At 72.0% G+C, this 26,057-nt stretch carries 21 protein-coding genes and 1 tRNA gene; 6 read left to right on the forward strand and 16 right to left on the reverse strand.

The window, feature by feature from the left end; translation table 11 throughout:
- Positions 1–160 precede the first annotated feature (160 nt).
- Both DEI81_RS07785 and DEI81_RS07790 read left to right on the forward strand, forming a co-directional pair.
- The gene (locus tag DEI81_RS07785) at positions 161–1,657 is read left to right on the forward strand and encodes a glycoside hydrolase family 6 protein (protein WP_181435345.1); all 1,497 of its coding nucleotides are present in this window, start codon (positions 161–163) and stop codon (positions 1,655–1,657) included.
- Positions 1,658–1,728: 71 nt separating this feature from the next.
- Entirely contained in the window at positions 1,729–2,400 is a 672-nt protein-coding gene (locus DEI81_RS07790; protein ID WP_258368560.1) for a DUF4232 domain-containing protein, read from the forward strand.
- Between the two features lie 51 nt (positions 2,401–2,451).
- Here DEI81_RS07790 and DEI81_RS16380 read toward each other — a convergent pair whose 3' ends face one another.
- The 10 genes from DEI81_RS16380 to DEI81_RS07835 form a co-directional block, all read right to left on the reverse strand.
- Positions 2,452–3,642 (reverse strand): M20 family metallopeptidase, encoded by a 1,191-nt coding sequence (locus DEI81_RS16380; RefSeq protein WP_220035647.1) that lies wholly within the window; start codon positions 3,640–3,642, stop codon positions 2,452–2,454.
- Positions 3,639–4,667 (reverse strand): ketopantoate reductase family protein, encoded by a 1,029-nt coding sequence (locus tag DEI81_RS16385; protein WP_220035648.1) that lies wholly within the window; start codon positions 4,665–4,667, stop codon positions 3,639–3,641. The genes DEI81_RS16380 and DEI81_RS16385 overlap by 4 nt, the downstream gene beginning before the upstream one ends.
- Positions 4,664–5,497, reverse strand: a complete 834-nt coding sequence (locus DEI81_RS07800; protein ID WP_111010038.1) for an SDR family NAD(P)-dependent oxidoreductase — start codon at positions 5,495–5,497, stop codon at positions 4,664–4,666. Before DEI81_RS07800 ends, DEI81_RS16385 begins: the two co-directional genes overlap by 4 nt.
- Positions 5,494–6,855, reverse strand: coding sequence for an MFS transporter (locus DEI81_RS07805; RefSeq protein WP_220035649.1), 1,362 nt, complete (start codon positions 6,853–6,855; stop codon positions 5,494–5,496). The genes DEI81_RS07800 and DEI81_RS07805 overlap by 4 nt, the downstream gene beginning before the upstream one ends.
- A gap of 88 nt (positions 6,856–6,943) precedes the next feature.
- Positions 6,944–7,858, reverse strand: coding sequence for a polysaccharide deacetylase (locus tag DEI81_RS07810; RefSeq protein WP_111010040.1), 915 nt, complete (start codon positions 7,856–7,858; stop codon positions 6,944–6,946).
- A 66-nt stretch (positions 7,859–7,924) separates the two neighbouring features.
- A complete protein-coding gene (locus DEI81_RS07815) occupies positions 7,925–9,025 on the reverse strand; it encodes an Lrp/AsnC family transcriptional regulator (protein WP_111010042.1) in 1,101 nt (366 codons plus the stop codon).
- Positions 9,026–9,379: 354 nt separating this feature from the next.
- Positions 9,380–9,452 (reverse strand) — tRNA-Arg (locus DEI81_RS07820).
- A 162-nt stretch (positions 9,453–9,614) separates the two neighbouring features.
- Entirely contained in the window at positions 9,615–10,400 is a 786-nt protein-coding gene (locus tag DEI81_RS07825) for a dienelactone hydrolase family protein (RefSeq protein WP_111010044.1), read from the reverse strand.
- A gap of 22 nt (positions 10,401–10,422) precedes the next feature.
- Entirely contained in the window at positions 10,423–11,799 is a 1,377-nt protein-coding gene (locus tag DEI81_RS07830; protein WP_111010046.1) for a glucose-6-phosphate dehydrogenase, read from the reverse strand.
- Between the two features lie 111 nt (positions 11,800–11,910).
- The gene (locus DEI81_RS07835) at positions 11,911–12,693 is read right to left on the reverse strand and encodes an SDR family NAD(P)-dependent oxidoreductase (protein ID WP_111010048.1); all 783 of its coding nucleotides are present in this window, start codon (positions 12,691–12,693) and stop codon (positions 11,911–11,913) included.
- Between the two features lie 156 nt (positions 12,694–12,849).
- Here DEI81_RS07835 and DEI81_RS07840 point away from each other — a divergent pair, with 156 nt between their 5' ends.
- Positions 12,850–14,016, forward strand: a complete 1,167-nt coding sequence (locus DEI81_RS07840; protein WP_111010050.1) for a Gfo/Idh/MocA family protein — start codon at positions 12,850–12,852, stop codon at positions 14,014–14,016.
- On the forward strand, positions 14,013–14,951 hold the full coding sequence (locus tag DEI81_RS07845) for a sugar phosphate isomerase/epimerase (protein WP_111010052.1): 939 nt from the start codon (positions 14,013–14,015) through the stop codon (positions 14,949–14,951). The genes DEI81_RS07840 and DEI81_RS07845 overlap by 4 nt, the downstream gene beginning before the upstream one ends.
- On the opposite strand, the gene DEI81_RS07850 is transcribed toward DEI81_RS07845, so the two are convergent.
- Positions 14,920–16,677, reverse strand: coding sequence for a 5-oxoprolinase/urea amidolyase family protein (locus DEI81_RS07850; protein ID WP_258368561.1), 1,758 nt, complete (start codon positions 16,675–16,677; stop codon positions 14,920–14,922). The genes DEI81_RS07845 and DEI81_RS07850 overlap by 32 nt on opposite strands.
- Positions 16,674–17,447: a LamB/YcsF family protein gene (locus tag DEI81_RS07855; RefSeq protein WP_111010054.1), complete on the reverse strand. Its 774-nt coding sequence runs from the start codon at positions 17,445–17,447 to the stop codon at positions 16,674–16,676. The genes DEI81_RS07850 and DEI81_RS07855 overlap by 4 nt, the downstream gene beginning before the upstream one ends.
- Before the next feature lie 163 nt (positions 17,448–17,610).
- Here DEI81_RS07855 and DEI81_RS07860 point away from each other — a divergent pair, with 163 nt between their 5' ends.
- Positions 17,611–19,431 carry a thiamine pyrophosphate-requiring protein gene (locus tag DEI81_RS07860; RefSeq protein WP_111010056.1) on the forward strand — a complete coding sequence of 607 codons (1,821 nt, stop codon included), beginning with the start codon at positions 17,611–17,613 and terminating at the stop codon, positions 19,429–19,431.
- Positions 19,432–19,659: 228 nt separating this feature from the next.
- Here DEI81_RS07860 and DEI81_RS07865 read toward each other — a convergent pair whose 3' ends face one another.
- The gene (locus DEI81_RS07865; RefSeq protein WP_111010057.1) at positions 19,660–21,165 is read right to left on the reverse strand and encodes an MFS transporter; all 1,506 of its coding nucleotides are present in this window, start codon (positions 21,163–21,165) and stop codon (positions 19,660–19,662) included.
- Between the two features lie 131 nt (positions 21,166–21,296).
- Between DEI81_RS07865 and DEI81_RS07870 the strand changes: the two genes are divergently transcribed.
- Entirely contained in the window at positions 21,297–21,905 is a 609-nt protein-coding gene (locus tag DEI81_RS07870; RefSeq protein WP_111010059.1) for a TetR/AcrR family transcriptional regulator, read from the forward strand.
- A 25-nt stretch (positions 21,906–21,930) separates the two neighbouring features.
- Here the strand turns inward: DEI81_RS07870 and DEI81_RS07875 are convergent, their stop codons facing one another.
- Genes DEI81_RS07875 through efeU form a run of 3 tightly spaced genes read right to left on the reverse strand, consistent with a single transcriptional unit; the run spans position 21,931 to position 26,043 of the window.
- Entirely contained in the window at positions 21,931–23,217 is a 1,287-nt protein-coding gene (locus DEI81_RS07875) for a Dyp-type peroxidase (RefSeq protein ID WP_258368562.1), read from the reverse strand.
- Positions 23,214–24,440: an iron uptake system protein EfeO gene (gene efeO / locus DEI81_RS07880; protein ID WP_111010063.1), complete on the reverse strand. Its 1,227-nt coding sequence runs from the start codon at positions 24,438–24,440 to the stop codon at positions 23,214–23,216. Before efeO ends, DEI81_RS07875 begins: the two co-directional genes overlap by 4 nt.
- Positions 24,427–26,043 (reverse strand): iron uptake transporter permease EfeU, encoded by a 1,617-nt coding sequence (gene efeU / locus DEI81_RS07885; RefSeq protein WP_111010065.1) that lies wholly within the window; start codon positions 26,041–26,043, stop codon positions 24,427–24,429. The genes efeO and efeU overlap by 14 nt, the downstream gene beginning before the upstream one ends.
- Positions 26,044–26,057: the final 14 nt, after the last annotated feature.

The following is a 26,057-nucleotide window of genomic DNA, read 5'->3' on the forward strand; positions in this document are numbered from 1 at the left end:
CCCCCGACACCGGGCGCAGGAGCGATCCTCGATGTCGGCCGGGGGCCGGACCGCTGATCAGGAGCGGCCCGGCCACCACTCCGGCCGACTCCCCACGCCCTCCCCCCACCACGGAGCACCAGTGTCGAACCCCTGTGCGCCGCGTCTCCGGCGCGCCCTCGTGTCCAACGTCCGCACGGTCGTCGCCCTCCTCGCGGTCGTCGTGGCCGTCCTCGCGGCGGCACTCGCCCGCCCGGGCGTCGCGTCGGCGGCGACCACCTACACGGGCTACGTCCGCTACGCCTCGGCGCCCGCCGAGGTGATCGGCAAGACCGCCGCGGGCTACCGCCTGCTCACGCCGGCCGAGGCCGCCGCCGTGCCGCCGGACGCCGTCACGTACCTGGCGAACACACAGTTCCTCCGGGTCGGGACCACCGGCCCGGTCTACAAGGTGTCGAGCGACGTCGTCAGCACCGTCACCACGGCGCAGTGGACGGCCCAGGGCACGCCGACGCCACGCATCGTCGACCGGGTCCCGGCGATGGAGTACTCGAGCTACGCGTCGAACCCCTCCGAGATCATCGTGCGCACCCCGGTCGGGGTCTGGCGGCACGCCACGGCCGCCGAGACCGCGAGCATCCCGGCATCGTCCGTCACGTACCGGGCCGACACGTACTACCTGAGCAGCGTCGGATCATCGCAGGTGGTCAAGCGGGTCGCCGGGGTGAGCACACCGATCACGACCGCACAGTGGCGGGCCGAGGGCTCCCCCACGCCGATGGTGCCCCCGGTGCCGAGCGTCGGCACGGACCCCTTCACCAACGCCGCGCCCTACGTCGACCCCGACTACCCCTCCGTCGCCGCCGCTGCGGCGCTCCGGGCCAGCGGTGACACCACCGACGCCGCGGTGCTCGACCGGATCAGCGCGCACGGCGGCACGCGGTGGCTCGGGAGCGGCAACACGATCGCGACCGTCGCCGCCACCACGTCCGCGTACGTCGGAGCCGCCGTCGCCGCGGGCCGCACCGGGACGCTCGTGGTCTACGGGATCCCCGGCCGCGACTGCGGGAGCTACTCGGCCGGGGGCTTCTCGGCGACGGACTACCCGAGGTGGATCGCCCAGATCGCCGCGGGCATCGCGCACCGACGGGTCGCCGTCGTGCTCGAACCCGACGCGCTGCTGCAACTCGGCCGATGCCCCGACGTGCAAGGTGACCGCACGGGCCTCCTGCGCGCTGCGGCGACCACCCTGACCGCCGCGGGCGCCACTGTCTACCTCGACGCCGGGACGAGCAACTCCGGCGTCGACACCGCGACGATGGTGTCCCGCCTCCTCGCCGCCGGCGTGCAGGGCGTGCGCGGGTTCGCCGTGAACGTGTCGAACTACAAGTCGACGAGCGACGTCCAGGCCTACGCCGACGAGGTCTCCCGACTGCTCGGCGGCGCGCACTACGTCATCGACACGTCGCGCAACGGCAACGGCTCCGACGGCGAGTGGTGCAACGCCCGGGGACGCGCGATCGGCCAGGCACCGGCGGCGAGCAGCCACGGCAACGAGGACGCCGCGTTGTGGATCAAGACCGTCGGGGCCTCCGACGGCACGTGCAACGGTGGACCGGCCGCGGGGACCTGGTGGAACACCATCGCGCTCGAGCTCGCGCGGAACGCCGGGTACTGACGTATCGATTCCGCATCGGAGCCTCCGAGTCGCATCGTGGTCCGTTCCAGGCCGGCGCTAGGGTCGGCCTGGTGAAGACGACGACGATGGTGCTCACGTCCGCAACCGCCCTGGCCGCGGTGATCGCCCTGACCGGCTGCGCCGGCTCGGGCAGCGGCTCCGACCGACCGACGATCACGGCCACGCGGACCGCCACGGCGACCACGACCACGACCGCGACCGCCAGCCCGTCGGTCACCGCCGGCGGGAGCGGCACCGGTGGGAGCGGCACCGGAGACTCGGACGGCTCGACCTCGGCCGCCGGCGGCCGCTGCACCACGGATCAGCTCAGCGGAGGGACCGCGGAAGGTACCGGCGGTGCGGCCGGCAGCGTCGGCATCGTCCTGACGCTGACGAACACCGGCACCACGCCGTGCACCCTGCAAGGCTGGCCTGGCGTGTCCTTCGTCGGCGGCGGGGACGGCGAGCAGATCGGCGCGCCGGCCGAGCTCGACCGGACCTCCGAGCACGACACCGTCACCCTCGGGCCGGGAGCGCAGGGACAGGTCGCGCTCAAGATCACCCAGGCCGCCGCATACGACGCCGCCGAGTGCTCGCCGCAGCCGGCCGACGGGTTCCGGGTCTACCCGCCCGGGTCGAAGACGTCGCTGTTCATCAAGGACACGGCGTACACGGCCTGCGCATCGGGCACCGTGCACCTGCTGACGACGGGCGCGGTCGTGGTCGGGCCCGCCCACCCCTGACACCGGCGGACGGGAGACCCGGCCTCCCGTCCGCCGTCCTGCTCGCGGGACTCAGCGGCGCACGTCAGTCCCACTCGCCAGGTCGACGAGGACGCCCGCCGCGAGTGCGGTCCGCTCCACCATGCCCTGCACGCTCGCCCACTCGTGCCGCGCGTGCGCTCCGTCACCGACGGCGCCCAGTCCGTCGAGCACGGCGCGACCGAGCGCAGAGGCGAAGTTCCCGTCACTGGCGCCGCCGACCGCCGTCTCCTCGACCGTCAGCCCCATGCCGCGGGCGACCGACTCAGCACGTGCGAACAGGGCGACGTTGGCCTCGGTGCGCTCCATGACCGGTCGGTTCCACCCACCGTGGACGGTGATCGTCGCCAGTGGGTCCTCCGGGGTGAGCGCCGCGAGCACGCCGTCGATCCTGTCCGCCTCCTCGGACGACGAGACGCGGACGTCGAGCGCCGCGGACGCGTGTCCCGCACGGACGTTGGGACGGGTCCCGCCCGCGACGACACCGACGTTGCAGCTCGTCCCGGCCTCGAGGTCCGTCGCGCCGTGGAGCGTCAGCACGACCCGGGCGAGCTCGTCCACCGCGCTCGCCCCGGCGCGGGGGTCGAGTCCCGCGTGCGCCTCGACGCCGGTGATCTCGATGTCGAACAGCCCGACCCCCTTCCGGGCGGTCTTCAGTGCGCCGTGCTCTCCGGCGGACGCCTCGAACACCAGCACGGGCCCGTCGGTGCGCCGGACCGTGTCCTCGATGACGGTGCGGGATCCCTTGCTGCCGACCTCCTCGTCGCCGTTGAGCAGCAGGCGGATGTTCGGACGCGGGAGTGCGGCGGCGTCCACGGCACGGATCGCCCACGCGAGCTGCACCAGTCCGGCCTTCATGTCGTAGACCCCGGGTCCGGTCATCCGGTCGCCGTCCACGGCGGCGGGACGCGCAGCGATGGTCCCGGCGGCCCACACGGTGTCGTAGTGACAGAGCGCGGTGACCCACACGTCGGAGCCGAGCGGCGCCTCCAGGTCGAGTACCGCGACGTCACCGTGGCCGTCGGTCGGGTGCACGGTGCGAGCAGTGGGAGCGCCGACCGTCTCGCCGAGCCACTGCTCGACCCACGCGAGGCCCTCCGCGAGGAGCGCCGGCGCGTCCGAGGGCGTCTCGATCCCGACGTACGCCAGGACGTCGCCCACCATCGCGTCGCGGTGCCCGGCGACCCAGTCGAGCAGATCGGTGGTCGTCCCGGTGGCGGTCATCGCGCCTCCCCGACCGTCGACGGCGCGAGCGCGGCGATCGCGGCCTCGTCCATCGCGCTCTCGCCCTCCTCGAGGCGCACGATCGCGGTGATGAGCGCCTCGATCGCGGGCAGCGCGACGCCCTGCGCGGCACCCATCGCGACGACCGGGCGGTAGTGCGCCGGCACCTCGGTCCGCCGGTGCCGGACGGCGATGTCCCGCCAGATGCCGGACCGCGTCTTCGACTGCGTGGCGAGCCAGGCGACGAGGTCGTCGAGGGCACGCTCGGTGGTCGCCGGATCGGCACCGGAACGGAACGCCTGCGGGTCGAACGCGTCGAACGGCTCGAGTGCGATCCCCCGGCCGTCCGCGACGTCGAACACCTCGCGCGCCAGTGTCGTCATGACGGCGCGGTTGCGGTCGATGAGGTCGCTCATGTCGTCGTCCGCGAGCGCGGTGGCCGTGAGCATCGCGCCGAAGCCGAGCTTCGACCAGAGGAAGCCCTCGACGTTGGCGGACACGACCGGGCTCCCCCAGTGCGCCAGATCGGCGGCCAGGTCGCGCACGCGGTCACTCGTCCCGCCGGCGAACTCGCCGAGGGCCATGCCCCCGTGGCCGCCGTCCTTGACGACCCCCGGCTCCATCACGTCCGCGAAGAGGTCGACGAAGGCGATGACGGTCCGGTCGACACCGACGTGCCCGGCGATGGTGGCCTCGTTGAGGCCGTTCTGGAGCGACGCCACGAACCCGTCGGAGCGGAGCCGCGGTGCGATCCAGGCGGCAGCCGCATCGGTGGCGAGCGCCTTGACGGCGAGCAGGACCCGGCCGAGCTCGTCGGGCGCGTCCTCGAGCGTGTACGCGGGCACGTGCGCGGTCGTCGCCCCGTCGGGCGTGAGGAGGGTGAGCCCGCGCTCACGGATCGCTGCCACGTGGGCGGGATCGGCGTCGACGAGCTGGACCGGGACGCCCGCGGCGTCGAGGTGCACGGCGAGGGTGCCCCCGATCGCGCCGGCGCCGACGATCGTGGTGGTGCGGTCGGTGGTCATGCGGATGTCTCCTCTCGGATGGGCTGGTCGTCCGTGTCGGCACGCGCGTCGACCGGGTCCCAACTCAGGGGCAGTGCGTGGGCTCCGGTCGACGATCCGCCGTCGACCCGGAGGATCGAGCCGGTCACCCACTCGGCCGCCGTGTCGTCGGCCAGCCAGACCACGGCGTTCGCGATGTCGGTCGGGCGGCCTCGACGACCGAGCGGGTTGGCGGACACCGCTGCGGCGTACTCGTCGGTGACACGGTTGACGTCGCTGTCGACGTCGACGAACCCGGGCGCGACCGCGTTGACGCGGATGCCGGCGGCGCCGAGCTCGAGTGCGGAGGCACGGGTCACCATCTCCAGCGCGGCCTTCGACGTGCTGTACGGGGCCGCGCCGGGACGCGCACGCAGCGCAGAACCGGACGAGATGTTCACGACGCACGGCCGCGTCCCCGCCGTCTCGGCCCGCCGCGCGAGCGCGACGGTGGCGAGGATCGGGGCGCGGACGTTGACCGCCTGGACCGCGTCCCAGGTGGCCGCGTCGAGCTGGAGGAACGGGGTTGCCGGGTAGACGCCCGCCGCGTTGACGAGCACGTCGACGACCGCCCGGTCCCATGCCCTGTCGACGACCGCGGCGGGCGCGTCGGGTTCGCGGAGGTCCGCGGTGATGGTGACCACCGCCTCCCGACCGAGTGCGGCGACCGACGCGACCGACGCGGACGCCGCGTCGAGTGGCTCGGCGCGGAGGTCGACCATGGTCACGAGCGCGCCGTCGGTCGCGAACCGGGTCGCGACCGCGAGACCGATGCCGCTCGCGGCGCCGGTCACGAGCACGTGCCGCGTCACTTGAGGACCTTGCCCTTGGTCTCGGGCATGGTCAGGTAGACGACCAGTCCGATCGCCGCGGCGATCGCGCAGTAGACCCAGACGACGTGACCGAGACCCGCGCCGCTCATCCAGGTCGTGATGTACGGCGCCGTTCCGCCGAAGATCGCGACGGCCAACGCGTACGGCAGGCCGATCCCGGTGGCTCGCACCTCGGGCGGGAACTGCTCCGCCATGATCACGGCGCAGTTCGCCGAGTAGCCGAGCAACAGCACGATCCCGATCACCTCGACGAGGACGAGCATCCAGAACGATCCGTTCAGCATCGTGAACGCCGGCCAGGCGAACACGAGGAACCCGCCGGCGAAGATCGACATCGTCGGCTTCCGTCCGATCTTGTCCGACAGGAGACCCGCGAACGGCAGGAGCACCAGGAACACGACCATCGCGATCACGTTGGCCAGGAGCGCCTCGTTGAGCGGCAGGCCCGTCGTGACGGCGGCGTAGGTGGGCATGTACGAGACCCACATGTAGTACAGGAGCGTGCCCGCGATCGTGACGCCGAACACCCGTGCCGTGGCACCGGGGTGGTCGCGGAACATCGCGACGATCGGGTTGCGGCGCCGGACCTCCCCGGCCTCGTCGTCGCGGCGCTGGGTGGTGAACGAGTCGGTCTCCTCGACGCTGGTGCGCAGCCAGATCCCGACGAGCCCGATCGCAGCGCAGAACACGAAGGCGGCGCGCCAACCCCAGGCGTCGAGGGCGCTCGCCGAGAACGTCGAGGTGATGATCGCGCCGATGCCGGATGCGACGAGCACCCCCGCCCCGACGGAGACCTGCTGCCACGAGCCCGCGAACGCCCGGCGGCGCGGTGCCGCGGACTCGACCAGGAACGCCGAGGAGGAGCCGAACTCGCCACCGGCCGAGAACCCCTGGACGAGCCGGGCCAGCAGCAGCACGATCGGCGCGCCGATCCCGATCACCGAGTAGCTCGGCGTGACGCCGATCACCAGGGACGCGGCCGCCATCAACCCGATGGTGAGCATGAGGCCCTTCTTGCGCCCGTGGCGGTCCGCGAAGGCCCCGAGCACCGCCGCACCCACCGGGCGCATCACGAACCCGACCGCGAACACCGCGAGCGTCGCCAGGAGCGCGGCGGCGTCGTCACCGGACGGGAAGAAGTGGTGCGAGAAGACGGACGAGAACGTCGTGTAGACGGACCAGTCGATCCACTCGACGACGTTGCCGATGCCGCCGGCGAGGATCGCCTTGCGGCCACGGCGGGACAGCTTCGTGTCACTCGTCGCGACGGGCGGGGGTGTGCTGGTCGCCGTCGGTGCGTTGGGCAGCGCTGCTGCGGGGGTTGCGTCCTGGGTCACGATGACCCCTTCTGGTCGGTGGAACGGGACGGGGTGGATGGGCGGGTGGAGCGGTACGCGGTCGACGGACGGGGTGCTCGCCGGCGACTCAGTCGGCCAGGCCGGGCGCCACGTGCGCGGCGAGGTCGGCGTGTGTGGCGAACCAGACGTCGTCGTGCGTGCGGATGTGGGCGAGCAGCTCGTCGAGCACGAGCAGCCGCGACCGGTGCCCGATGAAGTGGGGGTGCATGGTCAGCTGGAACACACCACCGGCCGCGTACGCGGCGTCGAACTCGTCACGCCAGATCCGGCCCACCTCGCGCGGCGGCGTGTACGGCCGGAGGGACTGGAACCGCTCCATCATCAGGTACGGAGCATCGTCACGGATCCATTCCACCGGGATCTCCACGATGCCGGTGCGCTCACCGTCCTGCAGGATCTCGTAGGGGTCGTCGTCCGCCATCAGGGACGAGTCGTACGTGAACCCCAGCTCGCGGACGACGTCGAGCGTCGAGTCCGAGAAGTCCCAGGACGGCGTTCGGATGCCGGTCGGGCGCACACCCGTCTGCGACTCGAGCACCTCCATCGCACGCCCGAGCAGATCGAGCTCGTCGTCGTGCGCCAGCAGCGTGTTCCGCTCGTGGATCCAGCCGTGCACCGCTACCTCGTGGCCGTGCTCGACGTACGTCGGGGCCTCGTCCGGACGCAGCAGCGCGCAGACCGCCGGCATGTAGAACGACGAGGGCGCCTCGTACCGGTCGAGCAGTTCGAGGATGCGTGGCACTGCCGCACGGGCCCCGTACTCCCCCTGGGCCATGCGCCCGGGTGACGTCTCGCCGTCGCGGAGTGCCGGGGTCTCGTGATCCGAATCGAACGAGATCGCCACCGCGACGCGTGCCTCGTCCGGCCAGCGACCGGGGCCCGCTGCGGGCAGGAGGCTGCGGCCGGCCCGCACCCGCTCCACGTGGCCGCGCCAGACCTCCTCGGGCCAGCGCCAGGGCTCCTGCTGCTCGATCTCGCTCATGGGGTCACTCCTCGTCGGGTGGGTTGGTCGGAGCGGCGACCCCGGTCGGGGCCGCCGCGGTGCCGGTCATGTCAGCACGGGGGCCTGCGCGTCGTCGGCGTCGACGAACCGGCCGTCCTCGATGCGGCGCCACATGCGCTTCCTGGTGGTCAGTTGCACGGTGACGTCGACCTCGCGGACACCCGGCAGCGCTCCGAGCACGTCCGTGGCGAAGGTGTAGACCGCGGCGAAGTCCCGGAGGAACGCTTGGCCGATGAGGTTGTACCGTCCGAGGGTCGCGGCCGCGTAGTGCACGGCGGGGTGCTGGGCGAGCTGTCGTGCGGCCGCACCGAGCAGGTCCGGCGCCACCGAGATCCAGACCATGAGCTCGGTGCCCAGGCCGAGCAGCGCCGGCGCGACCAGTGGTCCGACGCGGACCCGCCCGGAGGCGATGAGCTGCTCGAGCGCGCGACGCGTGGCGGTCTCGGTTCGATCGAGGTGCCGCGCGAGGTCGTTCAGCGGCGTCCGCCCATCACGGACGAGAGCGCCGACCATCGCGCGCTCGAGCGGCGTCGCGGCGACCTCGGTGGGCAGCACCCCGTCATCGGCGCCGAGGTCCGGAGCAGGCGCGTTGGCCGTCGCGCTCAGGGGCATCGGGAGGGACTTCCCCGGGAACACCGTGAAGGGTGCCGTGAACGTGCGGAGCACGGGCAACGCCTCGGTCTCGACATCACCGTCCGGCGCGATGTCGGCGAGCAGGGGTCCGATGTCCGCGATCCGCTCGACCACGAGCTCGGCGACGCAGTCCGCAGTGCCGGTCAGCGTGGCGAGGAACCGGACCTCGGGGCGGCTCTGCAGTCGTGCGACGAGATCGGTCGTCCGGCTCGCGCCACAGCGCATCCGGACCATCGCCGACACCCCGAACCCGGCTGCGAGCACGTCGGTCGCGGCGATGATCCGGACGAAGCCCAGCACGTTCAAGCGACCGACCCGCCGCTGTGCTGTCGATGCCGAGCATCCGGATGCCTCGCCCAGGGCGGCCCAGGAAGCGCGACCGTCCGCAGCGAGCGCTGTCAGGAGCGCGAGGTCGATCGGATCGGGCGTCCCAGCGTTGCCGTCGGCCGGAGTGCCATCGACGTCCCCCGCGGCCGGTGGCCGAACGGACCCGCGATCACTCGAACTTGTCATATGGCGACGGTAATCCGTCACAGAAGCGGCGTCCAGTGCTGAAATCGGTCACGGCAAGGCTGTAACACAGAGTTTTCCCGCGCAGTCGCGGACCGATGCGCGCGGATACCGCCGATCAGCGAGGCCGGCGTCCAGCGGGCGGCCTCCTCGCGTGGCCCTCCCGGCTTCGGTCGAGGTCCGCTGCGCACGGACTGCGGACAGCAGCCGCTCTCGAGCAGCGCGGGCGCGGCGGCCGCTGGGCGTCGCCACCAGGACGTCCGACGCGACGTCGCTCCGGTTCCGAGATCACCGGGACAACGAAGAACGCCCCGGCGATGCCGGGGCGTTCTCGTTCACTGCTGTCTCAACACAGTGTGCGCTCGAAGGGACTCGAACCCCCAACCTTCTGATCCGTAGTCAGATGCTCTATCCATTGAGCTACGAGCGCAGTGGCCGAACGGCCGTGGAAGACTCTACCAGGCTCGGGACCCGGCGCGCCAATCGGGGCACGGGACCCGGGGCACGGGACCCGGCGCGCCGATCGAGGCGCGAACGGGTGGTGCCAGCGCGGCGCCGGACGGGAGGCACGGTGCACCTCCCGCCCGGACGGTCAGGCCGCGAGCTGCTCCGGACCGAACACCTCGGTCAGGAAGTCCTCGAGCGCACGCCAGGAGCGGCGGTCGGCGAGCGCCTGGTACTGCGCGCCGTGGTCGGGCGCGTCCGTACCGGGGACGGCGAACGCGTGCATCGCGTTCGCGTACGACACGAGCTGCCAGTCGACGTGCGGCGCCGAGCGCATCTCGTCCTCCCACGCGTGGACCTTGTCGTCCCCGACCATCGGATCGGCAGCACCGGTCAGCACCAGGAGCTTCGCCCGGATGTCGCCGGCGTCGGACGGATCGTGGGTGATCAGACCGCCGTGGAACGACACCGCCCCCACGAGGTCCGCACCGGTCCGGGCGAGTTCCAGGGCCGTGGAGCCGCCGAAGCAGTACCCCATGACCACCACGCGCGAGGGGTCGACCTGCGGGTCCTCGAGCAGGCGGTCGAGTCCGGCACGAGCACGGGCACGCAGGAGCCCGAGGTCCTGGTAGAAGCTGCCGGCGACCTCTCCGGCCTCTGCTCCGGTCGGGCGCACGCCCTTGCCGTAGATGTCGGCCGCGAACGCGACGTAGCCCAAGCGGGCCAGCATCGTGACGCGGGCCTCGACGTGTTCGTTCACGCCGTGCCAGTCGTGGACGACGAGCACGGCGGGACGCTGACCGGTGAGGTTCGCGTCCTTCGCGAGGATGCCCTCGAGCGGCGTGCCGTCGTGGTCGTAGTCGACGATGCCGGTGCGGACATCGGCCCCGGCGGGCTCGGGAACGGTGTTCAGGATGTCTTGGATGGTTGCCACGCGTCCGACCGTACGCCCGGGATCAGTGGAGCAGGTTGTCCCAGTTCGACGGACCGTGCGAACCGGCCGGGTACTCGTCGATCGGGCTCTCGCCGTTGCGCCAGGCGTCGATGACCGGCTGGACGATGCGCCAGCACTGCACCGCGCTGTCACCGCGCACCGAGAGCGTGGCGTCGCCCTCGAGCACACCGGCGAGGACCTCGCCGTACGCCGTGAGTCGGCCCGGGTTGAACTTCGTCTCGAGCTTGGCGCGGTCGACGACGTACGGGTCGCCGGGACCGTTGACGTTGAGTTCGAGGCTCATCTCGTCGGGGGCGATCCAGATGCGGAGCCGGTCCTGCTCGTGCTCGCCGCCGACGCCGTCCGGCACGTGCGGCGAGGGGCGGAAGTTGATGACGATCTCGCGCCGCGGTTCACCCAGGGCCTTGCCGGAGCGGAGGGTGAACGGAACGCCCGCCCACCGCCAGTTCGCGACCTCGACGGTCATCTGCGCCAGGGTCTCGGTCTGGTTCGCCGGGTCGACACCGTCCTCGTCGACGTACGACGGCAGCTGGCGGTCTCCGACGGTACCGGCGGTGTACCGGGCGCGCTTGCCAGCGGTCGCCGGGTCGTCACCCCACGGCTTGACGGCGCGGAAGACGAGCTGCTTCTGCGTGCGGAGGTCGTCGGCGTCGAGCGTGGCGGGGGCCTCCATCGCGACGACCGCGAGCACCTGCAGCAGGTGGCTCTGGATCATGTCCGTGAGCGCGCCGGCGTGGTCGTAGTACCGCGCGCGGTTCTCGAGGCCCAGGGTCTCGTCGTAGATGATGTCGACGCTCTCGACGTGGGTGGACGACAGCAGGGGCTCGATGATCCGGTTCGAGAACCGCAGGCCCAGGAGGTTGAGCACCGTCGAGCGGCCGAGGAAGTGGTCGACGCGGTGGATGCGCTCCTCGGGGATGAACGAGTGGAGGAGCTCGTTGAGCTTCTCGGCGCTCGCGGCGTCGGTGCCGAACGGCTTCTCCATCGCGAGCCGCACACCATCGGGCAGGTCCATGCCCTTGAGCTGTTCGCACGCCTGTTCGGTGATCGCCGGCGGCAGGGCGAAGTAGATCGCCGGCGCGTGCGAGCACTGTGTCAGGAGCTCGCCGAGGTCGTCCGCGCTCGTGACGTCCGTCTTCCGGTAGTGGCTGGCCGCGATGATCTGCTCGAAGCGGTCGCCGGAGCACTCGGCGCTCGAGAAGGACTCGCGGACGCGCTGCTTCCAGTCCTCGTCCGAGAGCTCGTCGACGCCCGCGCCGATGAGCTCGATGTCCCAGTCCTGCTTGACGTCGAGGAGTGTGGCGAGGCCGGGCAGCAGGAGCCGCTTCGTCAGGTCGCCGCTGGCACCGAGGATGAGGAGGGTGGTCTGGATCGCCATGGCTCCGAACGTACCGACGCACCGCTGATCCGGTTCCGACCGCCGGCCGAACTGTGGAACCTCGAACGGGCCTCCCGGCTGTCGAGGACCGGGCGCGGTCGCGACCGGGGGTCAGCCGACGACGTGCGCCTGACCCGTCGACGCCGTGGTGCCTCCGTCGACCGGCAACGTGACGCCCGTGATGTAGCGGGCGTCGTCGCTGGCGAGGAAGAGGAACGCCGGCGCGACGTCCTCGGGTTCGCCGATGCGTCCGAGCGCGGTCCGCTGGGCGTGTGGAGCGACCACGTCCGGGTCGGCGAAGTGCTCCGCGTTCGCCGCCGTACGGGTGAGGGCCGGCGCCACCGCGTTGACGCGGATGCCGCGCGCCCCGAGGTCGAGCGCCAGCGACTGCATGAGCGTCGTCATGGCGCCCTTCGTGGCGTTGTAGACGGCCTGGCGCCAGTCCCCCCGGAGTCCCGAGGCGCTCGTCGTGAACAGGATGACGCCCCGCGCCCGCTCGAGGTGCGGGAGCGCTTCCTGCACGAGGTGCACGGTGCCGTCGAGGTTCGTCGCGACCATGGCGCGGTAGTCGCCCTCACCGAGTTCGTCGATCTCGCCCGCCGTGTAGGCGGCCGCGTTGCTGACCACGACGTCGATGCGACCGAAGCGATCGGCGGCGATCGCGACGAGGTCGGCCACGCTCTCGCGGTCGGTCACGTCGGTGGGCACCGCGATGACGTGCTCGGCCGGCGCGCCCTCGGCGGTCTCGGCGAGTGCGTCCTCGCGCCGTCCGGCGAGGACCACGTTGCAGCCCTGACCGATGAACGCGCGCGCGATCGCCTGCCCGATCCCGGAGCCCGCACCCGTCACGATCACGGTCCGACCCTGCAGCTGGTAGTCCCCGGACACCGTCATCGTTCCTCCACACTCGTCCGCCGAGAGCGGCCGTCCACCGCACGGAGCGGCCAGCGGCACCTGTTGGGGCCCGACGTTACGCTCGGCGGCGAGTCCTTGAACGTGGCCGTGCGTCACCAATACGCTCACTCCGGAACCGAGGAACGCAGAGCATCCATGAACACACCCCCGCTGCGCGTCGCCGTCATCGGCACGGGCATGATCGCGACCGTCCACGTACGATCGGCGCGCGCCGCCGGTGCCGTGGTCACCGGGGTCCTCGGACGCACTCCCGAACGCTCGGCACAGGTCGCCGAGCACCTCGGGCTCCCGCGCGGCTACGCCGACCTCGACGAGCTCCTCGCCGACGCACCCGACGTCGTGCACGTGTGCACCCCGAACGACCAGCACCACCCGCAGACGATGGCGATCATCGCGGCGGGGATCCACGTGGTGTGCGAGAAACCCCTGGCGGTCGACGCCGCACAGGCCGACGAGCTCACGGCCGCCGCCGAGCGTGCCGGTGTCGTCGCGACCGTCCCGTTCGTCTACCGCTTCCACCCGATCGTGCGCGAGATCCGGTCGCGGATCGCCGGCGGCGATCTCGGACGCGTGCTCGCGATCCACGGCTCGTACCTGCAGGACTGGATGCTCGATGAGGGCTCGTCGAGCTGGCGGGTCGACGCCGGAGCGGGCGGTGTGTCGCGCGCCTTCGCCGACATCGGGTCGCACTGGTGTGACCTCGTCGAGTTCGTCACCGGCGAGCGATTCGCGACCGTGACGGCCACGGCCGACATCGTCTACCCCACGCGCCCGGCGTCGTCGGGGCCGTCCTTCTCCGGCGCCCCCTACCCCGATCCGGTGCCGGGAGGCGCGGTGCCCGTCGCGCAGGCCCCCGTCACCACCGAGGACACCGCGGTGGCCACCTTCCGCACGACCCACGGCCGGATCGGGAACGTCGTCGTGTCGCAGGTCGCGGCCGGACGCAAGAACCGCCTGTGGTTCGAGGTCGACGGCACCCGCTCGAGCGCCGCGTTCGACCAGGAGCAACCGGAGTCCGCCTGGTTCGGCACCGAGACCGGCGCCACGATCCTCGTGCGCGACCCCTCGCAGGGGTCGCCCGACCAGCGGCGGTTGGCCGTCGTGCCATCGGGTCACCCGCAGGGGTACCTCGACGCCTTCACGGCGTTCGTCGGCGACACCTACGCCGCCGTCCGTGCCTCACGGGACGGCGGCGTGTGGCCGGAGGGCCTGCCCACGTTCGCGGACGGCGCGCGCGCCGCCCACGTCATCGACGCCGTCATCGCCAGTGCCGGTGACGGAGCCTGGAAGGACATCGCATGAAGCTCGGGATGCTCACGGCCTGCCTGCCAGGATGGGACCTCGGCCGGATCGCGGAGTTCGCGGCCGCTCAGGGGTACGAGCGACTCGAGGTCGCCGTGTGGCCGAACGTCGGCGGCCGCGACTTCGAGGCCTCGCACCTGCCCGTCGCGACCTTCACCGACGAGGACGCCAGCGCCACCGAGGACCTGATGGCGCGCACGGGACTCGAGATCAGCGCGCTCGCCTACTACGAGAACAACCTGCACCAGGACCCCGAGCGTCGTGACGCGGTCCGGACGCACCTCAAGCACGCGATCGATGCAGCGCAGCGGCTCGGCGTCCCCTACGTGGGCACGTTCATCGGCCGGGACAACAGCAAGAGCGTGCGCGAGAACATGGCAGAGGGCGACCGCGTGCTGCCCGAGCTCGTGGACTACGCGGGCGAGCGCGACGTCAAGCTCATCATCGAGAACTGCGTCATGGAGGGCTGGCACCCGGACGGCTACCCGGGGAACATCGCCTACAGCCCGGAGCTGTGGGAGTGGGTGACGGGCCTCGGGTTCGGCCTGAACTGGGACCCGTCGCACCTGACGTGGATCGGCATCGACCCGGTCGAGACGATCCTGCCGTTCGCGGAGCACATCGTGCACGCGCAGGCGAAGGACGTCGAACTGTTCCCGGCGCGGCGCGACCGCTACGGCTTCTTCGGGCTCGTCGACAAGGGCGACGACCCGTGGGACATGGGGTGGTGGCGCTTCCGCGTGCCCGGTCGTGGCGTGGTCGACTGGTCGCACGTCGTGGACCGCCTGTACGAGGCCGGGTTCACGGGCACGCTGTCGGTCGAGCACGAAGACCCGCTGTGGAGTGGCCCGGACGACAAGGTGCTCGAGGGGCTCCGGATCGCGCACCGGACGTTACGTCCGCTCATCGCCGAAGAGCACTCGCCGTCGGTGTGAACCGGATCGCGCCGCCGACCGGTACCTGCGCGACGAGCCCGAGGTCCTCGGGCACGACGACGCCGACCACGGGGTAGCCGCCCGTGACGGGGTGGTCGGCGAGGAACACGACCGGTCGACCCTCGGGTGGCACCTGGATCGCCCCGGGTACCGCCGCCTCGCTCGGCAGCTCGCCGCCCACGCTCCGCGCGAGTGCGTGCGTGCCCGCGTCGAGCCGCACGCCGACACGGTTCGAGCGTGGCGTCACCCGCCAGACGACCGCGTGCAGGGCGTCGGCACCCCCGTCGATCCAGTCGTCGCGGGGTCCGGGCACGAACCGGACGTCGACCACGTCCTCGACGGTCGGGAGGACCGGGCCCGGTTCCGCCGCGTCGGCCACCGCCGCCGCCGTGTCCGACCCGATGGGCAGGACGTCGCCGGCCCGGAGCGGTGCCGGCCCGAGACCGGACAGCACGTCGGTCGCGCGTGATCCGAGCACGGGCGGCAGGTCGAGTCCACCGAGGACGGCGAGGGTCGCGACGGCCCCGGTCGTCGGCGCACCGAGCACCAGGACCTCACGGTCGTGCAGCGCGAACGGACGGTCGGGCTCGATCGGCACCGCCCGGCGCGCGGGCTCGTCGTCGCCCGGGAGCAGCACCGATCGCTCGTCGAGCGTCCCTTCCGCCGCGGGCAGGACCTCGATCGCGCCGACGCCGCCCGTGACCGCCAGGACGAGCTCGCCACGAGCCCGCACGGTGAGCCCTCCCCCGACGTGCTCGACCGCCGCGGCGCCCGCCGCGTTCCCGACGAGACGGTTCGCGCGACGGTGGGCGACGCGATCGAGCGCACCGGAGCGGGTGACGCCGAGGGCCGCGCGGCCCGGTCTGCCGAGGTCCTGCACGGTGCTGAGCAGCCCGGGCGACAGGACCTCGAGGCCTCGCCTGGGAGCGGTCGGACGTGACGGCTCCGTCGGAGCGGGTCGGGCCTCCCGACCGACGGCGGTCGGGCGTGCGGCCGGGGACACTGCGGCGGATGACGCAGCCGCGGATGACGCCGCGTGGACCGCGCGGAACCGGACGCGCATGCCGGGACGGAGCAGGGCCTCCGCCCCGATCCGATGGGGGTCCCACATCACCAGGTCGGTGTGCCCGAGCAGATGCCAGCCGCCGGGGCTCGGCCGCGGGTAGATGCCGCTGTGGCCGCCCGCGATCGCGACGGAACCGGCGGGGATCGCCGTGCGCGGACTGCTGCGCCGCGGCAGGTCGAGGACCGTGTCGCCTCCGACCAGGTAGGCGAACCCCGGCGCGAACCCGGTGAACGCGACCGAGTACTCCGGCGCGGTGTGCCGGCGGACGACCTCGTCCACGCTGAGGCCGGTGCGGTCGGCGACGTGGTCGAGGTCCTCGCCGTCGTAGACCACTGGCACCTCGACGAGACCGTCGGCGGCGGGCGGCGGCGCGTCGAGCGGTACGCCGCGCAGCGCGGCGGCGATCGCGTCGGCGGTCGTGGCGCCCGGTGCGAAGCGGACGGCGACGGTCCGCGCGGCGGGCACCAGTTCGGTCACCCCGGGCAGGTCGAGCGTCCGGAGCGCGGCGTGCAGGGCGAGCGCGGCGGCCGTGTCGGGGACCTCGACGAGCACGCCGTCGACGCCGAGGCGCAGCACCCGGGGCGCCCGGACGCCGGAGTCGGTCACGTACCCGGACCCGCTCTCGCCCTCCGGGCCGGTCACGTCGCCGGTCGCCGTCACGCCGCTCGGACCGCCGCGAACGGCGCCAGGACCACGCCCGCTGATCCGAGTGCGGACCGGACGGCGAGCGCCGCGGCGACCGCGCCGGGCGAGTCCCCGTGCAGGCAGATCGACGCGGCGTCGATCGGCACGCTGGTCCCGTCGACCGCGGTGACCGCCCCGCTGGTGACCATCGCGACGACGCGCTGGGCGATCTCGGTCGGATCGTGGAGCACGGCGCCCGGAAGGCGTCGGGACACGAGGGACCCGTCGGCGGCGTACGCACGGTCCGCGAACGCCTCGGCGACGACGGGCAGCCCGGCGTCGCGAGCGAGGTCGAGGAACGCGGACCCGGCGAGACCGACGACCGGGAGGCCCGGGTCGACCGCCAGGACCGCTTGCACGACCGCCTCGGCGTGCGGTCCGCCCTCCGCGATGGTGTTGTAGAGGGCGCCGTGCGGCTTGACGTATCGGACGGTCGTCCCGGCTGCCCGGGCGAGGGCGGCCAGCGCGCCGATCTGGTAGATCACGTCCGCTGCGAGTTCGTGCAGGGAGGCGTCCACGTACCGCCGTCCGAACCCGGCGAGGTCCCGGTATGCGACGTGCGCCCCGACCGACACCTGCCGTTCCGCGGCCTGCTCGAGCACGGACCGGAGCGACAACGGGTCGCCCGCGTGGAATCCGCACGCCACGTTCGCGCTCGTGACGACATCGAGCATCGCGGCGTCGTCCCCGAGGGTCCACCGGCCGAAGCCCTCGCCGAGGTCTGCGTTGAGATCGATCGTGGTCATGCTGCCCGTTCCTCCACATCCGGTCCGCTCCCCCGATCCTCCACCACGGGCGACGGGCTGGGAACCCGGCCCCGTGGAGGGAGCACGCTGGAGGCACGAGGACGGCCCCGTCCCACCACCCGAGTCCCAGGCGCCCGACCCCGGCGCCGAAGAGAGGTACGCGATGACCACCGTGAGCGAGTTCCTGATCGAGCGGATCAAGGACCAGGGCGTCAGCCGGATCTTCGGGTTCCCCGGCGACGGCATCGGCGCGTTCGACGGAGCACTCGGCAAGACCGATCGTGCGGGGACGGGCATCGAGTACATCCGCCCGACGCACGAGGAGATCTGCGCGCTCATGGCGACGGCGCATGCCAAGTTCACGGGCGAGGTCGGCGTGTGCGTCGCGACCTCGAGCCCCGGCGCGTTCCACATGCTCAACGGGCTGTACGACGCCCAGATGGACAATCAGCCGGTCGTCGCGATCGTCGGGCAGCAGGGTCTCGACTCGATCGGCACCTTCACCCAGCAAGAGAGCAACCTCGAGCGCGTGTTCACGGACGTCGCCTGTTACGTCGAGACGATCGTGTCGCCCGACCAGGCCAGCGCCGTCATCGACACCGCCTTCCGCACGGCCCGGCTCCGTCTCCAGCCCGCGGTCGTCGTGATCCCCCACGACGTCCAGGCGATGACCATCAAGGCGACGCCGTCGGCCCACTGGGTCTCGCGCTCGAGCGACGCCATCCCGTCGACGGCGATCACGCCCCCGATGGAGCAGATCCGCCAGGCGGCGGACATCATCAACGCGGGCGAGAAGGTCACGTTCCTGGTCGGCGCGGGCGCGACGGGCGCCACCGACGAGGTCCTCGCCGCCGCCGAGAAGGCCGGAGCGGGCATCATCACCGCGCTCCGCGGCAAGGACGTGATCCCGTCCGACGTGCCGTACCACACGCAGCAGGTCGGTCTCCTCGGGTCCCTGCCGAGCCTCCACCAGATCAAGCGCTGCGACACCATCGTGCTGCTCGGCACGAACTACCCGTACGGCGAGTTCCTGCCCGCGACGGGCCAGGCGCGTGGCATCCAGGTCGACCTCAAGCCCGAACAGCTCGGCGTGCGCTACCCGACGGAGTTGAACCTCTGGGGCGACGTGAAGTCGACGCTCGAGGCCCTCCTCCCCCTGCTCGAGCAGAAGACCGACCTGTCCTGGCAGGAGCGGATCGCCGCCGAGATGCAGGACTGGGAACAGGAGATGCACGCGCAGGCACAGAAGGAGTACCACGACGGGGTCAACCCGCGGCGCGTGACCGAGGCCGTGAACGCGAACCTGCCCGACGGGGCGATCGTCACCGCGGACGCCGGGACGACCGCCGACTGGTTCGGGCACCACATCCGCCTGAAGCGGGGCATGCGCGGCGACCTCTCGGGCCGCCTGGCGACCATGCTCGCGGCGATGCCCTACGCGGTCGCGGCGAAGCTGGCCCACTCCGACAAGACGGTGGTCTGCACCATCGGTGACGGCGCGTTCCAGATGCTCGGCATGAACGAGCTGATCACCGTGAAGAAGTACATGCAGCAGTGGGAGACCAAGCAGTTCATCATCGTGGTCATGCACAACGACGACCTCGCGCAGGTCTCGTGGGAGATGCGCACGGAGGACGGCAATCCGCTGTGGCGCGGCTCGCAGGACGTCGAGTCGATGGACTACGCCGGCTACGCCGAGCTCCTCGGGTTCCGGGGCGTCCAGGTGCGCAGTGACGACCAGGTGGAGTCCGCCGTGGCCGAGGCCTTCGCGCACGACGGGGTCACGCTCATCGACGCCTACGTCAGCCGCAACGTCCCGCCGCTCCCACCGCACATCACCCGTGAGTACGCGCTCAACACGGCCAAGTCGTTACTCAAGGGCGACCCGATGGAGGTCGGCGTGATCCGGGACTCGGCATCGGCGCTCGCGACCGAGGGCATCGAGCGGGTGAAGGACGCGCTCCACATCGGCGATCGGAAGTAACGAGGCGGGTGGAACGAGGCTGCTCGTCTGCCGCACCCTGTGTTTTCGGCAGCGGCGGCGGTAGCCTGAGGCGTCGCATGGCGACGGCGCCGCTGCGGTGTCCTCTCATCCCGGGCGGTGGTTCCGCCCGACGAACCCGGCGGCGCGGGTGCCCTCCGTCTCCAGGGAAACGGCGGAGGGCACCCCTCCTCCGCGCCCGGATGTACCGGCAGCGTCGAGCTGGCCTCGTCAGCGCTCGTCGACGACAGCGTCGATGTCCTCGACGCCCGCCGCGATGGCGTCAGCGCGGCGCTTCCGCATGCCGGGAGCGGCGAGGGCGCCGACGATCGCGAGGGCGCCGACCCCAGCGCACGCCCAGAAGCCGATGGTGAACGCCGCGGCCCCAGGGAGCCCCACGTGCCCGGTGGGCAACGTGAACACCTTCGTGTGCGACGAGATCAGCGCGGCGATGACGGCCGTTCCGACGCTCGAGCCGATCGTCCGGACGACGGTGTTGGCGCTGATCGCCTCACCCGTCTGCTCGATCGGCACGCTCTCGATGATCGCGTTGGACGCCGCCGAGAGACCGAATCCGATCCCGGCCCCCGTGAGGATGCCGGACACCAGGATCTGCCAGACCTGATCGTGCGCGAGCCCGGGGAGCACGAACGCCGCGGTGAGGAGCACACCCCCGATGACCAGCGGCGGCTTCGGACCCGTCCGTCGGACGAGGGCCCCCGCGACCGGTGAGACCACGATCATCATGAGGACCGTCGGGAGCAGGAACAGGCCGGCCTGCGAGGCGGTCTTGCCGAAGCCGTACCCGGTGAACGACGGCAGCTGGAGCAGCGTCGGGACGAGCACGAACGTGCCGTACATCGCGAACCCGAAGACGAGCGCGACGACGTGAGCGGTCCAGACGCCACGGATGCGGAAGAGCCGGACGTCGATCAGCGGCGCCTTCACGCGGAGCTCGACGACGATGAAGACCACGAGCGCGACGACGCCGACCGCCAGCAGACCGATGGTCTTGACGTCACCCCAGCCCCAGGTCTCGCCCTCGCTGACAGCGAGCAGCAGCGCCACGAGGGAGATCGAGAGGATCGCCGTCCCGGCGAGGTCGAGGCGCCCGGGCTTCCGGACGTCCGATTCCGGCATCCCGAACACGATGCCGGCGAGCCCGACGACGATGAGCGCGAGCGGCAGCCAGAACAGCCAGTGCCAATCGAGGTGCTGCACGATCGGTCCGGCCGCGACGATGCCGATACCGGCCCCGATGCCGAAGATGCCCGACAGCAGACCGATCACGACGCTCACCCGGTCCTTCGGGAGTTCGTCGCGCACGATGCCGATCGACAGCGGCAGCACGGCGCCGGCCGCACCCTGCAGGCAGCGGGCCACGATCAACGTGGCGAGGTTCGGCGCGAGGGCGGCGACGACGGTGCCAACGAGCAGGAGGCTCATCACGACGATGAGGATGCGCCGCTTGCCCATCATGTCGCCCATGCGCCCGAAGATCGGCGTGAGGACGGACGCCGACAGCAGGTAGGCGGTGATGATCCAGCTCACGTTGCTGGTCGAGGCCCCGAGGTCCTTGCCGATCGTGGACAGTGCCGGAGCGACGAGCGACTGGAGCACCGCGTAGGCCAAGCCGCCGAGTGCGAGGTACACGACGATGAGGGTGGTGTTCGGGCTGCTGTGTCGCTCCGCGACGGGGGTGGAGCCCGTGCGGGGGCCCTCGGTGACTCGGGACATCGTTCTCCGTGATCGAAAGACGTAAACAAGCGCTTACAAGTCGTGAGCCTACTGCTCCTCGCGCGGAAGTCAAAGCGCGTTTACACCGCACCTCCCGGTGCGGGTACCGTTGTGGAGATGGAGAGGACGTCATGACGCTCGAGTCGCAGGTGCCGTCGAGGACGCGCGACGCCGCGAAGACCCGGCAGCTCCTGGTCGCCGCGGCTCGACGTCGGTTCGCGTACGACGGCTACTCCGCGACCACCGTCCGGGAGATCGCAGCCGACGCCGGAGTGAACGTCGCGCTCATCAACCGCTACTTCACGAGCAAAGAGGGCCTCTTCGAGGCCTGTCTCGAGCGCGCGGTGGAGGACCTCGATGCCCCCCGGCCGGACGACGACTCGGTCGAACGGATGCTCCAGAGCCTCGTCGAGCGGGTGACGAACGCGCCGACCGGGGAGCACGCGGTCGAGCTCCTCCTGCTCATCCGGTCCTCCGGAGACGAGCAGGCCGACCGGATCCGCAACGCGACACTCACCTCGTACGCGGAGCGCATGGCGCGCATCGCCGGGTGGGACCCCGATGACGTCGACACGAACGGCATCCTGCTCCGCGCCGAGGTCGCGCTGGCCACGGCCTTCGGCATCACGCTCCTGCGTGCCTCCACTCGGCTCGGCCCCCTGGTCAACGCGTCGGCGAGCGACCTGACCGGACCGTTCAGCGACGTCGTCACCGCGTTGCTGGCGCCGGACCGGCGGTAGGCCGGACCGGCGCCGGCCCCACGGTTCAGCGGAAGAGCCGCTCCCCGATGTACGAGCCCTTGCGCGGCGCCGGCGGCACGGCGAACACGGCCGAGCCGATGTGCGAGATGTACTCGTTCAACCGGTCGGACGCTCCGAGCCGCCGCTGGATCCGTGTGAAGTGATCGGGGTCGTTCATGAACGCGGTGAACAACAGCCCGGCGTCGAGCTGCCCGTACTGGTTGAGCCCGTCGGTGTAGTTGTACGGGCGACGCAGGATCTTGACGCCGCCGTTGTTCTCGTGCGCGGCGAGGGCGACGTGTGCGCGCGCGTCGATCTTCGTGTCGCCGGCATGGTCGGTCGCGTGGAAGTCGGGCGTCGTGTGCTCGGTCCCCCCGGAGAGCGGCGCACCCTCGACCTTCGTGCGTCCGAACACCCGCTGCTGGTCGCTGATCACGTCGGCGTCCCAGATCTCGATGTTCATCTGGATCTTCCGCGTGACCTGGTAGGTGCCGCCCGCCATCCAGTCCGCGTCGTCCCCGAGCCGCACGAAGCGCTCGTAGTCCTCGTCGGTGGTGATGTTCCGTGTGCCGTCCTTGAACCCCATGAGGTTCCGGGGGGTGGTCTGGTTCGCTCCAGCCGACGCACGCCCGAACCCGAGCACGGTCCAGCGCACGGTCGCGGTGCCCCGGGCCATGCGGGCGAGGTCGCGGATCGCGTGGTACGCGACCTGGGGGTCGTCCGCGCACGCCTGCAGCGACAGGTCACCACCGCTCAGGGCGGGGTCGAGGGCGTCGCTCGGCAGCGCGGGGATCGGAGCGAGCGCGGCGGGCTTGTGGGCCGCCAGGCCGAACCGCTCGTCGAACAGCCCGGGGCCGAGCCCGACGGTGACGGTGAGCGATGCCGGGCCGAGGTCGAGGGCCTCCCCGGTGTCGGCACCGACGCCGTCGGCGTGCGCCGGGACGACCGCGCCGATGGTGCCGCCGGACTGCAGTTGCGCGATCGCGGCGGACCACCGGGCGAGCAGGACCTGCAGGTCCGTCGCCAGGGTCGACGCCATGTCGAACGTCATGAAGACGCAGTACCGCTGCGGCTCGGTGCGGATGCCGCCCTGCGGCTGCCGCGCCGAGGTGGCGTAGAACGGGTGGGTCCGCGACAGGTCGATGGACTCGTCGTCGGGGGCATGCCCGGCGGCTCCCGCGGCGAGGCTGCCACCGATGCCCGCGAGCGCACCGACACCTGCTCCCGCGGCTGCGAGTCCGCCGATGAGTCCGCGGCGCGACACCGACGGACGAGACGACGCCCCGCGCATCTGCTCCTGCTCTCGGCTCACGCGGTGGCGACCTTCTCGGCGAGCCGGGACAGCGGGTCCTGCAGGGCCTGGATCGTCTGCGAGATCGTGTTCGCGTCGGCGGTGCGGGTGGCGGCGTCGTAGGTGCGGAAACCGCCGAGGGCGGTGCCGTCCCGGTAGCCGTCCATGAGCGTGTCGACGCTGTCGAACTGGGTCGCGATCTGCTTCGTGATCGACGGGTCGAGCTTCTGCAGGCCGGGCTTCAGGTACGCGAACGCCTGCCGCGCACCCTCGACGTTCGCCGCCAGGTCGACGAGGTCGATGTGGCTGAAGCCCTCCTCCTCGCCGGTGATCTTCTCGGACTGGACCTCTTCGAGCAGGCCGGCCGCGCCGTTGGCGAGGTCCTCGGGCTTGTAGGTGAGCGTCGGGACGAGCTTGTCGAGCAGGGTGACGTTCTCGGTGAGCTCGGCCGCGAGCTGCTTCGTGCTCGCGGTGATGGCGCCGCCCTGGAACAGATCGCGCTCCACGGCGTGGAACCCGTGCCATCCGACCGACGGGTCGAGGTTCGAGGCGCGCATGTCGACGAGGTAGTCGAGGTTCCCAGCGTTGTCGGTCGCCTTGTGGCCCTTCTTGACGAACCCGTCGACGTCGCTCTCGACGTGCTCGTAGTACGGGCGCGCGTTCGCGTAGTCCGTCTTCGCGGCGGCGAGGTCCCCCGCGTCGACGTCCTCCTGCAGCTGCCGCACGGCGGTCACCATGTCGTTGACCTGGGCGTCGACGTAGTCCGCGTAGCCCTTGGCGCCCTGTCGGAGGAGGGTCGCCGCGCTGCTGTTCGCGGTCGATGCGGCCTTGCCGGTGACGGTGAAGGTCGTGAGCTCCTTGGTCGCCCCGGGGCAGTACACCTGGTACTTGCCGCCGCCGAGCGTCACGGTGAACTTGACCGGGTCGAGTCCGGGTGCCAGGTTCTCCTTCTCGCCGAGGATCTTCTGGTCCTGCAGGAGCTCGACCTCGGTGATCGCGGTCGACGAGGTGTTCCGCACGGTGAACGTCACCGGTCCGGCGGGCACCGAGGTCGTCGACACGGCGCACTTGTCCGAGCCGTCGTTCGTCAGGGTCACGGCCACCCGGTGCACCGCGCCGGACGGCGTCGCGGCGTCCTCGGCGGAGGACGACGCGGTCGAGCAGCCGGTCAGCGCGAGGGCTGCGGCGGCGAGGGTCGCTCCGAGGACGAGGACGGATCGGGTGCGGCGGTCAGCGAACGGCATCGGCGGTCTTCCTGCTGGTCGCCCCGTGCCGGTCGGCGACGGGGGTCGTGGTGGTCGGTCGGGAGGAACGGGTCGCCGCTCCGAGTCGGCGGCGGTCCCGCAGGGCGAGCAGGGCCTGGGCGATCGCGGCGATCGCGAGCGCGATGGGCAGCCACGCCTTCCAGAGGAGCGCTTCGCGGCCCGCGGAGGCGCCGCTCGCCACCGCCTCGCCCGCGGCGGTCACCCGGGTGGCGGGGACCGCCCAGGCGGTGGCGTCGAACGAGTAGGTCCGGCTGCTCGGCAGGCCGCCGCCCGACACGGTGAGGACGGCACGCTCGGTCCGGCGCGCGTCGAGGAGGCCGCCGTCGACGGTCCAGAGCGTCCGGGTCGCGGTCGAGGTCCAGTGCGCGGTGAACGGGCCGGGCTGCTGCGCGGGCGAGATGCCGACGGGCACGCGTCCGAACAGGTCGGTGAGCTGGTCGAGGGTCAGCGTCGCGGGTCGGCCGGTGCTCGGGACGCGCGTGGTGGCGCGCCAGCGGTCGGCGGTGACGCCGGCGTGCGTGGTGGTCGTGTGGTCGGCGGAGGAGAAACGGGCGCGCTGCACGGTGTCGCCGGCGCGGACGACGAGGGTCGCGCTGGCACCGTCGACGGTCGCCGTCGCGGTGTGCCGCGTGGTGGGGTGCGGGTCCGCGGCACCGGTGGCGAGGGTGGCGGAGGTGGGCAGGGCCTCCCGGCCGGTGGGGACGGCCACCGCGAGCGCGACCGCCGCGACGGCGAGGCCCGCGGCGACGACGACGCGCACCCGCGGGACGCGAGCCGGCGACGGGCGGAGGGACCGCGGCCAGAGGCTCACGACGAGCACGGGGACGAGGTAGCCGACCCAGCCGACGACCTCGACGACGCGGGGGTCCGCCGGGATCCCGAGCACACCGGTGACGAGTGCGGCCTGCACGGACCCGGTCGGCGCGAGCCAGGACAGGTCGACGGTGCGCTGCTGCCCGATCGTCACCCAGCCGGCCTCGTGCGCGGTCCGGAGTGCGGTGAGCACGAGCCCTGCCGCCACGAAGACCAGGAACACGCCGGTGCCGGTGAAGAACCGCCGGAGGTCGAGCCGGACCCCGCCGGTGTAGATCCCCCAGCCGATGAGGACGGCGACGAGCACGCCGATCACGGCGCCGAGCGCCGCGGTGCCCGCCGAACTCGCGGCCTGGAACGTGGCGAGCAGGAACACGGAGGTCTCGAAGCCCTCCTTGAGGACGGCGAGGAACGCCATGCCCGCGAGCGCCCAGGCGGTGCCGCGACCGACGGCCGCGGCGGCGCTCGCCTCGAGGTCGCCCTTGAGGTCGCGGGCATGCGTCCGCATCCAGACGATCATCCCGGTGACGAACACGACGGCGACGGCGCCGATGACGGACTCCATCGCCTCTTGCTCGGACTGCGGGAGCGCCTGCTCGAGCGCCTCGAGCCCCACGCCGACGGCGACGCTGAGCACGACGGCGAGGGCGATCCCGCCCCACATCGGCACGAGCGAGATGCGACCGCGGCGGAGGAACGCGGCGATGATCCCGACGATGAGGGTCGCTTCGAGGCCTTCGCGGAGGCCGATGACGAGCGTGGCGAGCATGGAGTGGGATCCCG

The sequence above is a fragment of the Curtobacterium sp. MCBD17_013 genome (genome assembly GCF_003234565.1).
Lineage (GTDB): Bacteria > Actinomycetota > Actinomycetes > Actinomycetales > Microbacteriaceae > Curtobacterium.

Excerpts from the sequence above, each read along its gene's own strand:
- DEI81_RS16385 (WP_220035648.1), bottom strand. The coding sequence starts at position 4,667 with ATGACCACCGACCGCACCACCACGATCGTCGGCGCCGGCGCGATCGGG.
- efeU (WP_111010065.1), bottom strand. The coding sequence starts at position 26,043 with ATGCTCGCCACGCTCGTCATCGGCCTCCGCGAAGGCCTCGAAGCGACC.
- DEI81_RS07815 (WP_111010042.1), bottom strand. The coding sequence starts at position 9,025 with ATGACAAGTTCGAGTGATCGCGGGTCCGTTCGGCCACCGGCCGCGGGG.
- DEI81_RS07840 (WP_111010050.1), top strand. The coding sequence starts at position 12,850 with ATGAACACACCCCCGCTGCGCGTCGCCGTCATCGGCACGGGCATGATC.
- DEI81_RS16380 (WP_220035647.1), bottom strand. The coding sequence starts at position 3,642 with ATGACCGCCACCGGGACGACCACCGATCTGCTCGACTGGGTCGCCGGG.
- DEI81_RS07870 (WP_111010059.1), top strand. The coding sequence starts at position 21,297 with ATGACGCTCGAGTCGCAGGTGCCGTCGAGGACGCGCGACGCCGCGAAG.
- DEI81_RS07865 (WP_111010057.1), bottom strand. The coding sequence starts at position 21,165 with ATGTCCCGAGTCACCGAGGGCCCCCGCACGGGCTCCACCCCCGTCGCG.
- DEI81_RS07860 (WP_111010056.1), top strand. The coding sequence starts at position 17,611 with ATGACCACCGTGAGCGAGTTCCTGATCGAGCGGATCAAGGACCAGGGC.
- efeO (WP_111010063.1), bottom strand. The coding sequence starts at position 24,440 with ATGCCGTTCGCTGACCGCCGCACCCGATCCGTCCTCGTCCTCGGAGCG.
- DEI81_RS07845 (WP_111010052.1), top strand. The coding sequence starts at position 14,013 with ATGAAGCTCGGGATGCTCACGGCCTGCCTGCCAGGATGGGACCTCGGC.
- DEI81_RS07855 (WP_111010054.1), bottom strand. The coding sequence starts at position 17,447 with ATGACCACGATCGATCTCAACGCAGACCTCGGCGAGGGCTTCGGCCGG.
- DEI81_RS07835 (WP_111010048.1), bottom strand. The coding sequence starts at position 12,693 with ATGACGGTGTCCGGGGACTACCAGCTGCAGGGTCGGACCGTGATCGTG.
- DEI81_RS07810 (WP_111010040.1), bottom strand. The coding sequence starts at position 7,858 with ATGAGCGAGATCGAGCAGCAGGAGCCCTGGCGCTGGCCCGAGGAGGTC.
- DEI81_RS07830 (WP_111010046.1), bottom strand. The coding sequence starts at position 11,799 with ATGGCGATCCAGACCACCCTCCTCATCCTCGGTGCCAGCGGCGACCTG.